The sequence below is a fragment of the Pseudomonas sp. Q12-87 genome, assembly GCF_001269755.1.
Lineage (GTDB): Bacteria > Pseudomonadota > Gammaproteobacteria > Pseudomonadales > Pseudomonadaceae > Aquipseudomonas > Aquipseudomonas fluorescens_S.
This window is the reverse complement of sequence record NZ_LHVI01000020.1, coordinates 163,899-175,836: the sequence shown is the minus strand read 5'-3', so window position 1 is coordinate 175,836 and position 11,938 is coordinate 163,899. Positions and strand designations below refer to the sequence as shown.

The following is an 11,938-nucleotide window of genomic DNA, read 5'->3' as shown; positions in this document are numbered from 1 at the left end:
CTTTAGCGTGAGGCCTGGGCGAGTGGGGCACGCAGGGTGTTGAAGCTCTTGTCGAAGCCTTGCGAGACGTCAATGCGGCGGGTCAGCAAGCCTTCTTCCTGATAGATATCGGCGGTCGCCTGGAGGCCGCTGACGACAGCGTCGTCAATCACCACGGGGTGCATGTGGGTGGCATTGGCCACGCTCAGGTGAACCGCCAGGGGCAGGCCGGTGATCCGGGCCTGGGCGGCGGCGTATTCGTTGGGGTGCTCGTTGCTCCAGCGAAAGGCCCGGTCGACCCGGGCGACAAAATCGTCCAGTTGCTGGCGTTTTTCGGCGATGGCCTGGCTGGTGGCGGCGAGGTAAAGATGATTGCTCAGCAGGCTGCTGCCGCTGACCAGCACCCGCGCCTGGCTCTGGGCGGTCACGACCGTGGTGAAGGGGTCCCAGGTGGACCAGGCATCCGCGGTGCCGTTATCCAGCACCAGTCGGGATTCGCTGGGCAGCAGGAAGACGAATTCCACGTCCTGGGTGCTCAGGCCGGCGCTGCGCAGGGCCTTGATCGCCAGGTAATGCCCGATGGAACCGCGCGTGGTGACGATACGCTTGCCCTTGAGGTCGGCGACTTGCTTGATGGGCGAATCCTTGGGAACCAGAATGGCCGTGGTGTTGCGTCCTTCAGCATGGATGATGCTGACGACCTTGAGCGACGCGCCGGCGCCCAGGGCGAACACGTAGGGTGCATCGCCCAAGGCGCCGATATCCACGGCGCCGGCATTCAGCGCCTCGCCCAACGGCGCGGCGGCGGGGAACTCGGAAAACTGTATGTCGTAGGGCACATCCTCGAGCTCGCCGGAAACCTCCAGCAAGGCCTTGATGGTGGATTTCTGATTGGCAACTCGCAGCGGCTGCAAGTCGGCGGCGTGGGCCGGGCCAAAGGCGAGGGCGATCAACAGTAGGGGTAGGGTCAGGCGCATCGGAGGTTCCAGGCTGAGTGTTGCGTTCAGCGCCTCCGCCTGGAGAAGGGGTCGGCTGGTGTGGGCGGGGGCCGGTCAACCGACCCCCGTCGGGTTCAGATCACGAAAAAACCATGGGTGCCGTCGCGGGCCAACTGGTCAACCAGTCCGTACTCCCAATCCAGGTAGGCCTGCATGGCCTCCCGTGGGCTGTCGGTGCCCTCGTAAGGTCGGCGATAACGGTCGATACGCGGCGAGGCCAGGCGGGTTTCGCCGTGCTCCAGTGGTCGTTGCGTGGCGATCCAGGCGGCCGTGCCGTTGCGCAGGAGAAATACGTCCTTGCCGGTCAGTGCCTCGACTTCGGGGACCGCCAGCCGGGCCAATTGGCTGCTGCCGCAGGTCAACACGTAACGTTGGGCCGGCGGCACCTTGGCCAACGCCTCGCTCAACTGAGCGCGCAGGACCCACCACGCACCGGGAATATGGCGCTTGACGTAATTGGCGCTGCCGGTGAAATCCAGCACCACGGTATCGCCTTCGGCCAGCCACTGTTCGAGGGTTTCCGGGCTGATTTCCTCAGCTTGCGGCGGTACCGGCACCGGCGCTTTCCACGTGCCCTGTTCGCTGAAGTGTGCGGGCTGCAAGTCATCCAGCACATGCACTTCCCAACCCAGTTGCGCGAGCCAGGAGGCGGACATATTGGCGCGCACGCCGTCATCGTCCATCAGTACCAGGCGCGCGCCACGCACGCTGGCGAAATGATCGGTTTCCTGCACCAGTTGCCCTCCGGGAGTGGAGCGCGAGGCAGGCAGGTGGCCGGCTTCGAATTCTTCCGGGGTACGCACATCGAACAGGTAGGTGCTGCGTGTCGGTTCCTGATGCCAACGGTGCAGGTCGGCGAGGGTGGCGCGCCCCACCAGGGCCTTGTCGGCGACACGGCGGGCATCGCGGGCGGCGACGTCTCGGTGTTCTTCGTCGGTGGCGGCAAAGCGGCGCGACTGGCCGTGCTCCAGGGTCTGGCCGGCCAGGGTCCAGCCAATGGTGCCGTTGCGCAGGGCCGCCACCGGGTTGTCGATGCCCGCATTGATCAGCGACTGGGTGCCGATGATGCTGCGGGTACGCCCGGCGCAATTGACGATGATGCGGGTCGCCGGGTCTGGGGCGAGTTCGCGGGCACGCAACACCAGTTCCGCCCCAGGCACGCTGATGCCACCGGGAATGCTCATGGTCTGGTATTCGTCGAAACGCCGGGCGTCGAGCACCACCACGTCGGCCTCGGCGTCGAGCAACGCCTGGACTTCTTCCGCCGCCAGGGACGGGGTATGGCGCTGGTTTTCCACCAGCTCACCAAAGGCCTTGCTTGGCACATTGACGTCGATGAACAACTCGCCGCCGGCCTTGCGCCAACCCTCAAGGCCGCCTTCGAGGACACTGGCATTGCTATAGCCCAGTTCCTGCAAGCGTTGCGCCGCGATGCCCGCCAGGCCTTCACCGTTGTCATAGACCGTCACCGGGGTGTCGCGCCTCGGGATGCGCGAATACACCTCCAGCTCGAGCTTGGACAGCGAAATATTGGCGGCGAACAGCGGATGCCCTTCGGCAAAAGGGGCCTCTTCACGGACGTCGATAAGGGCCAGTTCTTCACGGTTCAGCAACGCCTGGCGAATCTCGGCGTAAGAGCGGGTAGGTGCGGTGCTCATAGGGCTTGGCTCTCTTTGGACAGGTCCCAGATATTGGGCAGGAAGGCGTTGGAATAACCGGAAATGAACAGTTTCTCGCTGCCGTCGGGCTGGTACACCGCCCGGCGGACGGCGCCGATGTTGGCGCCATAGACATGGATGCTGATGGAAACCCGGTCATCGAAGGCATTGCTGACCTGATGGATATCGCCGATCTTGGGAGACACTGCTTCGACCTGGCCTGGCACCAGCCGTATGGGGGGGGCCTCAGGCGCCAGGGTGCCGTCGGGATGGCGGGCGAAGCCTTGGGAGTGTTCGGCGCCGCGCAACATGCCGATCAAGCCCCAGACCCGATGATCGTGGATCGGCGTACGTTGCCCCGGCCCCCAGACAAAACTGACCACGCTGAAACGCTGCCGCGAGTCGGCGTGCAGCAGGTATTGCTGATAGCGTTCGGGGTCTGGTCGGGCGAAATCCTCGGGCAGCCAATCGTCATGGCTGACCAATTGAGCGAGCAGCTTGCCACCACGATGCAGCAGGTCGCCTTCGCGAGGGTTTCCGTCGATCAACTCCGCCAGGGCGCCGATAAATGCTCTGAGTCTCTCCGGGTGTCGGGCCTGGGTCATGGCGATTCCGTCGTTGGGGTGAATATCTGTTTTCAGGATTTAAGCATAATGATTTTTCTTAATATGCTATTTTTTTATGATTAGGTTATAGCTGAAAGGAATTTAGAACGCTTGTGCATAGAGTTAGAGGTTATCGATCGGTGTGCCGGGCTATCCAGGCATGCGCAATGGCACTATGCTTTTTCGCAGCGCGTTATGCTTTTCAAACATCTTATTGACTGTTCTCTATGTGCGGGCCAAATGAAAATTGACGATATTGACGCCTTTGTCGAAGTGATTCGTTGCCAGTCCATCAGCCATGCCGCCGAAACGCTGCAGCTGACGCAACCGGCCATCACGCGGCGCGTGCAGAACTTCGAGCAAGCGTTGGGCGTGGAATTGTTCGACCGCAACACCAAGCCGCTCAAGCCCACGTTGATTGGTACGCGGGTCTACGAGCAGTGTCGCCTGATCTTGCGAGAGATGGACGCCCTGCGCGAGCTGGTTGCCACCGACGCGCCGCCGACCGGCCTGTTGCGCCTGGGCGTCCCGCAAACGATCGGTGATGTGGTGCTGCTCGATGCGCTCAAGCATTTGCGCGTGGAGTATCCCGAGTTGCGTGCCCAGGTTGTCACGGGCTGGGGCAGCCAGTTGGTTGGCAAGATCGAGCGTGGCGAACTGGACGCAGCGGCGGCGTTGTTTCCCGCAGGCAAGATTTTTCCGGACAACATCGTCGGCGAGTCGATCGGCAAGATGGAACTGGTGGTGGTGTGCGCCAGTGCACAATTGCCCAAGCGTCCCTGCAAGCTGGCCGATGTCTACCAGAATGGCTGGATCCTCAATCCGGATGGCTGCGGTTTCCGTGCCGGGTTGCAGCGGACCTTGTCGGACCAGGGCCTGGCGTTGCGGGTCAACCTGGAAACCTTCGGCACCGAATTGCAGCTGGGCCTGGTCGCCGATGGCCTGGGCCTCGGCCTGGTGCCGCGTCCGCTGCTGGAGCGCAGCGTCCACCGCGAACAATTGGCGGCCATGCCGCTGAAGGATTTCAAGCCGGTGATGGATCTGTGGCTGATCTATCCGCACTTTTTGGGCAACCTGCAAGGTCCAGTGGACGCCTTCGGCAAATTGGTGGCCGGATCGCTGCAGAAAGTCAAAAACGCTGCGTGAGCTGGTCATATCATAAAAAAAAATAATAATTAGCTTAGATTAAAATGTGCTTTTTATTATTTTTTGTCTTCCCCTAGGCTTCCTGGAGATCCTTAAGGCCATCCAGGAAGTTTTGCCATGAGTAGCGTCAGCCCGTTATCCAGCGTTTCGAAAAATGTTCGCCAGCGTGTCAGCCCCGAAGAATGGGAGGTGCGGGTGAAGCTGGCCGCCGCTTATCGGCTGGCAGCCTTGTTCAAATGGACCGATCACATCTATACGCATTTTTCCGCGCGGGTGCCTGGGCCTGATGAGCATTTTCTTATTAACGCCTTCGGCTTGCTGTTCGATGAAATCACCGCGTCCAACCTGGTCAAGGTCGACATCGACGGCACCCTCGTCGATGACCCGACGGGGTTGGGCATCAACTACGCCGGTTATGTGATCCACAGCGCCATCCACGGTGCCCGTCCGGACCTTCAAGCGGTGCTGCACACCCACACCCGTGACGGCATCGCCGTGTCGGCCCAGCGCGATGGGCTGCTGCCGATTTCCCAGCATTCCATCGCCTTCTCCGGGCGGGTCGCCTATCACGGCTACGAAGGCATCGCCCTGGACCTCGACGAGCGTGAGCGGCTGGTGGCGGACCTGGGGGACAAGAGCGTGTTGATCTTGCGCAACCACGGTTTGCTGACGGCGGGAGTCAGCGTCGAGCACGCTTTCCAGCAGCTGCAAGGGCTGGAGCGCGCCTGCAATATCCAGACCGCGGCACAGGCGGGCGGCAATGCCGAACTGATCTTCCCCCCGGCGGACGTCGTGGCCAAGGTCGAAACCCAGGCCGAAGCGCTCAAGAGCGGTGACGGGCCTGGGGTGGCGCGGCATTGGAATGCACTGATCCGGCAGTTGGAACGGACCGACGTCGACTACAAGAACTGAGCTTTTAATCGGGCTTGCAGCTTTGCCTGGCAGACCGCCTTCGCGAGCAAGCTCGCGATAGCGGTGTGTCAGCTTGCAAATTGTCGAATGTGCCGCCGCCTTCGCGGGCAAGCCCGCTCCCACATTTGGCCTGACACGCCGCTCAAGCAAAAAAGCCCACTGTTTCACGCGACTTTTTCTGCGGCCTGGCGCTCGCGTTCGGCGAGGAGTTGGCGGGTCAGTGGGATGAGGCGCTTGCCATAGTCGATGGCATCTTCGAGCGGGTCGAAGCCGCGGATCAGGAAAGTGGTGATGCCCAGGTCGTAATAATCGAGCAGGGCGTGCGCCACTTGTTCCGGGGTGCCTACCAGGGAGGTTGAATTGCCTTGGGCACCGAGCAGGTTGGCAATGCCGGTCCACAGGCGCTTGTCCAGGCGCGCACCTTGGGCAGCGGCGGCCAGCAGGCGTCGCGAGCCTTCGTTCGGGGGCTCGCGGCGAACGAAGCCATTCTGTTCGGCCAGCGCAGTGGCCTGTTGCAGGATGCGTTCGGCACGATCCCAGGCCTGTTCCTCGGTGTCCGCCAGGATCGGTCGCAACGACAGGCTGAAGCGAATGCTGCGGCCATGCCTGGCGGCTTCGGCGCGAACCTGGTTCACCACATCGCGAACCTGCTCGTAGGTTTCACCCCACAAGGCATAGACGTCCGCATGCTTGCCCGCTACAGCGATGGCCGCCGCCGATGAGCCGCCGAAGTACAGCGGGATATGCGGCTGTTGCGGTGACTTTACCTGCGAGTGAGCACCGTCGACCTGGTAGTACTTGCCCTGGTAATCGAAAGGTTGCTCGCGGGTCCATTCCTGGCGCACCACATCGAGGTATTCATCGGTGCGCGCGTAGCGCTCGTCCTTGCCGATGTGGCTGCCGTCCGCGCGCAGTTCGCGATCATCGCCGCCGGTAATGATGTGCACGGCGGTGCGTCCGCCGTTGAACACATCCAGCGTGGCGAACTGGCGGGCGGCCAGGGTGGGGGCGGCAAATCCCGGCCGATGAGCAATCAGGAACTTCAAGTTGGTCGTCACGCTGGCGGCGTGAGAGGCGATCAACGTGCTGTCCGGACTGTTGGAATGAAACGCGACCAGCGCCCGGTCGAACCCTGCCTCTTCATGAGCCCGGGCGACTTGCTCGACGTATTCGGGTTGGAGGACAGGGCCGCTGCGAGGGTGGATTTCCGAGGCGTGGTGGCCGCCGATGAAGCCGATGAATTCAATACTCATGGTGGGGTCCTTTTCGTTGAACGGGCGTATTTGAAGCCTCCACCGCGTGGGGTCGGTCCGTGATGATGAAAGGTAGGCGCAGCAAGGCAAGGCTGTGAAATGCCGATTTGTTCTAAGTTAATTATGAAAAATATTAATCAAAATTCATTGAGTGCATCAGCAATATGCATTTTGCAGGTGGTTGGCCGCAGCCGCTGCAGTCCGCGCCGGTTGAGGCGTCTTACTATGCAAATAATTTATCTGATATGCGCTATATCTGATTTTTAATCATATTAGGTTATTCCTAAAAAGAATTTCACTGCGGTTTTTTATGCGAATAGCATGAATCCCGAAGCTGATGCATGGCGTTTGCAGCCATGTTCTTTACGAGGAAGGACGCCTGATGACCGACAAGACTTTCCAGACACAGAGCACCAGCAGCTCGTTTTCCATCGATAAGGCCGTTCGCCTCGGCGCAGCACACCAGGGACTGTCGCGGCTGGCCCCCGACTGGTTGCGCAATTGGCGCACGCCCGAGGCGCTGTTGCGGTTGATCAGCCCCTTGGTATTGCTGCTGCTGTGGGAGCTGGCGTCACGCTGGGGCCTGATTCCGCAGCGGATCATCGCCGCGCCGTCGCAGATCGGCGGGACGCTGTGGGCCATGATTGCCTCGGGAGAACTCGGCAAACATCTGTTGGTCTCGCTGCAACGGGCGCTCGTGGGATTGAGCATCGGTGTGACGATTGGCGTGGTCGCGGCGCTGATCAGTGGGTTGTCGAAACGCGGCGAAGTGGTGCTCGATTCGCCGATGCAGATGTTGCGCACGATCCCTTCGCTGGCCCTGGTACCGCTGTTCATCCTCTGGTTCGGCATCGGCGAATTCACCAAGATCGCCCTGATCGTCATCGGCACGACCTTTCCGGTGTACCTGAATCTTTTCGCCGGCATTCGCAATATCGACCCCAAGCTGATCGAGGCGGCCAACACCCTGGGGCTGAGCCGCCGGGAGCTGATCTGGCATGTGATCCTGCCGGGTTCCTTGCCTTCCTTTTTTGTTGGCCTGCGCTATTCCCTGGGTATTTCCTGGCTGGCGCTGGTCTTCGTCGAGCAAATCAACACCACCGCCGGCATCGGCTACCTGGCCAGTGACGCGCGGGACTTCATGCGCACCGACGTGATTGTGATCTGCCTGCTCATCTACAGCATCCTCGGCCTGTTGATCGATGGACTGATCCGCACGCTGGAGCGATTTGCCCTGGCCTGGCGCCCAACTTTTGTGAGGAACTGACATGTCGAGCATCGAACGCGTGGATGCATCCAAACCCACGGAATCAGCAGCACCTGTGCAGTTGCGCAATGTGGTGCGTCAATTTGGCCAGCAACGAGTCATCGACGGCCTGGACCTGGATATAGCCCCGGGGGAATTTGTCGCATTGCTGGGCGCCAGCGGTTCGGGCAAGACCACCTTGTTGCGCAGCCTGGCGGGGCTCGACAGCATCGACAGCGGTCAGTTGCGAGTGCCCAAGGCTCGGGCTGCGGTGTTCCAGGAGCCCCGGCTGATGCCGTGGAAGCGCGCCTGGAAGAATGTCGTCCTCGGCCTGCGCATTCCTGACGCCAGGCTCCGCGCGGTGGAAGCCCTGACCGAGGTGGGCCTGGCCCATCGGCTGGAAGCCTACCCGGCGACGCTCTCCGGTGGCGAAGCCCAGCGGGTAGCGCTGGCCCGGGGCCTGGTGCGCGAACCCAAGCTGTTGCTGCTCGACGAGCCGTTCGCCGCCCTCGATGCGCTGACACGGATCCGCATGCATCGGCTGATCATCGACTTGTGGCGCAAGCATACGCCCGCCGTGTTGTTGGTCACCCACGACGTGGACGAAGCCATTCTGCTGGCCGATCGGGTGATCGTGCTGGCCAACGGCAAGATTGCCGAACAATTGACGATCGACCTGCCCAGGGCCCGGGACACCGGCCAGGAAGGTTTCCAACAGATTCGCACGCGCCTGCTGGAGCTGTTGGGGGTTGAACGGGTCGAGCCGGCGGCTCAGGCAACCGGCGCGGCGCGTCAGGCGCCGAGCACCAATGTCCGGCGTTTTGCCCATGGCTGATCGGTCGATAAAGGCCTCCCGCAGGCCAGTATATTTCTGGAAAGCCACGGTTCTGCTGGCCGGCGCCGTGCTGTTGCTCAGTGGTTGCGGCGAGAGCGCTGACACTCGACCGCCGTCCGCCGGGGCTGCGGACTTGTCCGGCGTGACGCTGGTGCTGGGCGACCAGGCCAAGGGCCTGCGCACGGTGGTGGAAGCGTCGAAGGCACTGGACGGCATCGAGTACAAGGTGCAATGGGCGAACTTCCAGGGCGCGGCGCCGTTGTTCGAGGCCCTGCGCGCCGGTGCAGTCGACCTGGCGCCGGCCGGTGATACACCGGTACTCGCGGCCGCCACGGGCGGTACGCCGCTGCGCATTGTCGCGGTGCGGCGCGGCCAATCGCGAAGCATCGCAATCCTGGTGCCGCCAGACTCGCCGATTCGCAGCGTCGCCGACCTCAAAGGCCGCAACGTCGTGGTTTCATCGGCCCGGGGCAGCATCGCCCAATACCTGCTGATTCGCGCCCTGGCGAAGGCTGGCGTCGAGGAACAGGACGTCAAGGTGGGTTTTGTCCTGCCCACCGATGCCTTGCCGGCGTTCAATGCCGGGAAAATCGAAGCCTGGGCAACCTTTGGCGTCTACCAAGCGTTTGCCGAGCAGAAGGGCGCCCGGGTATTGATCAGCGGCGAGGGCATCAACTCGGGGCTGACGTTTATCACAGCGTCCGATGAGGCCTTGGGCGATCCGCTCAAGCGCAAGGCGCTGAGCGATGTCCTCGGCCGTTTTGCCAAGGCCTTCGAGTGGGCGCAGGACCATCCCGAGGAGTACGCCCAGGTCTTCGCCAAGGCTAACGACGTACCCCTTGAGGTTTCGCAAACGTTGCGCCGCTGGGGCGATGAATCGCTGGTCCCGGTTGAGGCACGAGACGTCCAGGCGTTGCAGCAGGTCGATGATTTGTTCGTGGAGAAAAAGATTTTTCCTCACCGTGTCGATGTCAACGCGCTGATGGACGACCAGGTGTTTGCCCCGGGATCTGCGGCACTGAGGCAATCGGCGTCGACGCGTTAGTCCCGCGTCAGGCGCATGTTCAATCGGGTTATTCAAAGGAGTCGATGAATGGGCAATGTTCAGAGCGCCACCCAGGCCCTGGAAGTTTTCCGGCGCCCGCTGCCTGGCGGTGAGCTGCTTGATCTTGGCCGGGCCTTTCGCGAGCCGCTGGGTACACTGCGGTTGCACACCACGCCCAAGGGCGTGTTGAGTCGCCGCGAAGGGGTCTTGCTCGGAGTGTTCGCGTTGGTGCTGCATGGTGCGGTGATCGTCTGGGTCAACCAGGCGCCAGCGCCACTGTTGCCGGTGGTGCCGCCGCAGGTCCCGCCGATGACCATCGAGTTTTCCCAACCTGCGCCACCGGTGGTAGAACCACCACCTCCGGCACCGATTCCACAGCCTGCGGCCGAGCCACCGCCGCCGGTCGAGGATGAGCTGGCGGTCAAGCCACCGCCGCCCAAACCCATTCCCAAGCCTAAACCAGTGCTCAAGCCGCCGCCCAAGCCGGTTGCCAAGGCGGTGGAACAGCCGCCTGCGCCGCCCGCGCCGTCACAACCGGTTGCGGCCCCGGCGCCTCCCGCACCACCCGCGCCGAAACCGCTGACCCCGCCGTCGGCCAGCGCTGGCTACCTGAAGAACCCGGCGCCTGAATACCCGTCGCTTGCCATGCGCCGTGGCTGGGAAGGGACGGTGTTGTTGCGGGTGCATGTGCTGGCCAGTGGCAAGCCCGGCGAGATCCAGATCCAGAAAAGCAGTGGCCGCGATCAGCTCGACGACGCAGCGCTGGCGGCGGTCAAGCGCTGGAGCTTTGTCCCGGCCAAACAGGGCGATGTTGCCCAGGACGGCTGGGTCAGCGTGCCCATCGATTTCAAAATCAAGTAACTCAACTGTACCCAGAGACCGCGGGCCACCTGACAAAAGGCGCATCGCTGCAACCGATCTAATGCCTTGTTGGAGAGCCTGACCATGAACCTGATCGCATCGCCTTTTGAATCCATCGAACATGCCGTCATCTGGGTGTTGATCCTCTTTTCCGTTGCCACCTGGGGGCTGGCCTTGCTCAAGGGTGTGCAGTTCACCCGCCTCAAGACCCAGGATCGCCGCTTCCATAAACGCTTCTGGGCCGCCTCCAGCCTCGATTCGGCTGCTGAACTGGCCCAGGGCCAACCGGGCGCCGCGGCCCGTGTGGCGCTGGCCGGCTACGCGGCGATCCAGGTGCCGGAGGGCGCTCAAGCGGCCGATCTGAGCCAGTCGATCAACCACCAGGACCGGCTCGAGCGCGCCTTGCGCCAGCAGATCGTGCGCGAGCGCCGCTCACTGGAAAGCGGCCTGGCGATTCTCGCCAGTATCGGCAGCACCTCGCCCTTCATCGGTCTGTTCGGGACTGTCTGGGGCATCATGTCGGCGTTGAAGGGCATCAGTGCCGCCGGCTCGGCGAGCCTGGAAACCGTGGCCGGTCCCATCGGTGCCGCGCTGGTTGCCACGGGTGTCGGTATTGCCGTCGCGGTGCCGGCGGTGCTGGTGTACAACTATCTGCTTCGGCGCCTGAAGCTGACCGCCGCCGACCTGGATGACTTCGCCCACGACTTCTACAGCCTGGCGCAGAAAAACGCCTTCCGCGTGTTGTTGCACCCGGTACTGAGCAAGTCCGGCGCGACTGTCGCCGGGCAGAAAGTGAAGGAGGCGTCTTGATATGGCCTTCTCGACACAAGACAGTGATGAGGTACTCAGCGAGATCAACGTGACGCCCCTGGTGGACGTCATGTTGGTGCTATTGGTGGTGTTCATCGTCACGGCGCCGCTGCTCACCAACGCCATCCCGATCAACCTGCCAAAGACCGAGTCGGTGGCGCCGGTGGAGCAGAAAGACCCGCTGGTGGTGAGCATCGACGACAAGGGCAAGGTGTTCATCAACAAGGACGAGATCCAGGCGGACCTGCTCGAATTCAACCTGCAGGCGGCCAAGGCAAAGAATCCGGAGGTGCGTGTGCAATTGCAGGCGGACAACGGCGTGAACTATGGCGAGGTCGCCCGCGCCATGGCATCCATCGAGCGCGCCGGGATTACCAAGCTGTCGGTGATCACGGCGAAATAGAAGGACGACGCGCCCACGTCGCTTCGCTGTATCGGCCTGCCCACGCCACCGTTCCATTTTATGAAAGGGTGGATTGCAGTTTGTGCGTATTCCTGCGCAGCCGCTTTGGGATGAAGATGACTCCACCCACCTGCACACCCGTGCGAGTGCGGTGCACGATTCCTAACCGGAGCGCACTGGCGCAGGC

General features: G+C 62.4%; 12 protein-coding genes. 8 read left to right on the top strand and 4 right to left on the bottom strand.

Going from position 1 to position 11,938, the window contains the following annotated elements:
* Positions 1-2: 2 nt before the first annotated feature.
* The 3 genes from AD663_RS14435 to AD663_RS14425 all read right to left on the bottom strand — a co-directional run bounded on the left by AD663_RS14435 (position 3) and on the right by AD663_RS14425 (position 3,240).
* Positions 3-956, bottom strand: coding sequence for an ABC transporter substrate-binding protein (locus AD663_RS14435; protein WP_053213994.1), 954 nt, complete (start codon positions 954-956; stop codon positions 3-5).
* 95 nt (positions 957-1,051) lie between these two features.
* Positions 1,052-2,635: a rhodanese-related sulfurtransferase gene (locus AD663_RS14430; protein ID WP_053213993.1), complete on the bottom strand. Its 1,584-nt coding sequence runs from the start codon at positions 2,633-2,635 to the stop codon at positions 1,052-1,054.
* The gene (locus AD663_RS14425) at positions 2,632-3,240 is read right to left on the bottom strand and encodes a cysteine dioxygenase (protein ID WP_053213992.1); all 609 of its coding nucleotides are present in this window, start codon (positions 3,238-3,240) and stop codon (positions 2,632-2,634) included. The genes AD663_RS14430 and AD663_RS14425 overlap by 4 nt, the downstream gene beginning before the upstream one ends.
* 240 nt (positions 3,241-3,480) lie before the next feature.
* Here AD663_RS14425 and AD663_RS14420 point away from each other — a divergent pair, with 240 nt between their 5' ends.
* Both AD663_RS14420 and AD663_RS14415 read left to right on the top strand, forming a co-directional pair.
* Positions 3,481-4,386: a LysR family transcriptional regulator gene (locus AD663_RS14420; protein ID WP_053213991.1), complete on the top strand. Its 906-nt coding sequence runs from the start codon at positions 3,481-3,483 to the stop codon at positions 4,384-4,386.
* 117 nt (positions 4,387-4,503) lie between these two features.
* Positions 4,504-5,298 carry a class II aldolase/adducin family protein gene (locus AD663_RS14415; RefSeq protein WP_053213990.1) on the top strand — a complete coding sequence of 265 codons (795 nt, stop codon included), beginning with the start codon at positions 4,504-4,506 and terminating at the stop codon, positions 5,296-5,298.
* Positions 5,299-5,462: 164 nt separating this feature from the next.
* Here the strand turns inward: AD663_RS14415 and AD663_RS14410 are convergent, their stop codons facing one another.
* Positions 5,463-6,551: an LLM class flavin-dependent oxidoreductase gene (locus tag AD663_RS14410; protein WP_053213989.1), complete on the bottom strand. Its 1,089-nt coding sequence runs from the start codon at positions 6,549-6,551 to the stop codon at positions 5,463-5,465.
* Positions 6,552-6,933: 382 nt separating this feature from the next.
* Here AD663_RS14410 and AD663_RS14405 point away from each other — a divergent pair, with 382 nt between their 5' ends.
* From AD663_RS14405 to AD663_RS14380, 6 genes are all read left to right on the top strand, one after another.
* Positions 6,934-7,818 carry an ABC transporter permease gene (locus AD663_RS14405; RefSeq protein ID WP_003182034.1) on the top strand — a complete coding sequence of 295 codons (885 nt, stop codon included), beginning with the start codon at positions 6,934-6,936 and terminating at the stop codon, positions 7,816-7,818.
* 1 nt (position 7,819) lies between these two features.
* A complete protein-coding gene (locus AD663_RS14400; RefSeq protein WP_003182033.1) occupies positions 7,820-8,632 on the top strand; it encodes an ABC transporter ATP-binding protein in 813 nt (270 codons plus the stop codon).
* Positions 8,625-9,677 (top strand): ABC transporter substrate-binding protein, encoded by a 1,053-nt coding sequence (locus AD663_RS14395; RefSeq protein WP_053214074.1) that lies wholly within the window; start codon positions 8,625-8,627, stop codon positions 9,675-9,677. Before AD663_RS14400 ends, AD663_RS14395 begins: the two co-directional genes overlap by 8 nt.
* 48 nt (positions 9,678-9,725) lie before the next feature.
* Positions 9,726-10,538, top strand: a complete 813-nt coding sequence (locus AD663_RS14390) for an energy transducer TonB (RefSeq protein WP_053213988.1) — start codon at positions 9,726-9,728, stop codon at positions 10,536-10,538.
* An 84-nt stretch (positions 10,539-10,622) separates the two neighbouring features.
* Entirely contained in the window at positions 10,623-11,348 is a 726-nt protein-coding gene (locus AD663_RS14385; protein ID WP_003182027.1) for a MotA/TolQ/ExbB proton channel family protein, read from the top strand.
* Position 11,349: 1 nt separating this feature from the next.
* The gene (locus tag AD663_RS14380; protein ID WP_003182025.1) at positions 11,350-11,751 is read left to right on the top strand and encodes a biopolymer transporter ExbD; all 402 of its coding nucleotides are present in this window, start codon (positions 11,350-11,352) and stop codon (positions 11,749-11,751) included.
* The last annotated feature ends 187 nt before the right edge of the window (positions 11,752-11,938 follow it).

What these genes read in the sequence shown, in the direction of transcription:
- AD663_RS14430 (WP_053213993.1), bottom strand. Translation starts at nt 2,635, where the DNA reads ATGAGCACCGCACCTACCCGCTCTTACGCCGAGATTCGCCAGGCGTTG.
- AD663_RS14405 (WP_003182034.1), top strand. Translation starts at nt 6,934, where the DNA reads ATGACCGACAAGACTTTCCAGACACAGAGCACCAGCAGCTCGTTTTCC.
- AD663_RS14425 (WP_053213992.1), bottom strand. Translation starts at nt 3,240, where the DNA reads ATGACCCAGGCCCGACACCCGGAGAGACTCAGAGCATTTATCGGCGCC.
- AD663_RS14390 (WP_053213988.1), top strand. Translation starts at nt 9,726, where the DNA reads ATGGGCAATGTTCAGAGCGCCACCCAGGCCCTGGAAGTTTTCCGGCGC.
- AD663_RS14380 (WP_003182025.1), top strand. Translation starts at nt 11,350, where the DNA reads ATGGCCTTCTCGACACAAGACAGTGATGAGGTACTCAGCGAGATCAAC.
- AD663_RS14420 (WP_053213991.1), top strand. Translation starts at nt 3,481, where the DNA reads ATGAAAATTGACGATATTGACGCCTTTGTCGAAGTGATTCGTTGCCAG.
- AD663_RS14385 (WP_003182027.1), top strand. Translation starts at nt 10,623, where the DNA reads ATGAACCTGATCGCATCGCCTTTTGAATCCATCGAACATGCCGTCATC.
- AD663_RS14400 (WP_003182033.1), top strand. Translation starts at nt 7,820, where the DNA reads ATGTCGAGCATCGAACGCGTGGATGCATCCAAACCCACGGAATCAGCA.
- AD663_RS14410 (WP_053213989.1), bottom strand. Translation starts at nt 6,551, where the DNA reads ATGAGTATTGAATTCATCGGCTTCATCGGCGGCCACCACGCCTCGGAA.
- AD663_RS14395 (WP_053214074.1), top strand. Translation starts at nt 8,625, where the DNA reads ATGGCTGATCGGTCGATAAAGGCCTCCCGCAGGCCAGTATATTTCTGG.
- AD663_RS14415 (WP_053213990.1), top strand. Translation starts at nt 4,504, where the DNA reads ATGAGTAGCGTCAGCCCGTTATCCAGCGTTTCGAAAAATGTTCGCCAG.
- AD663_RS14435 (WP_053213994.1), bottom strand. Translation starts at nt 956, where the DNA reads ATGCGCCTGACCCTACCCCTACTGTTGATCGCCCTCGCCTTTGGCCCG.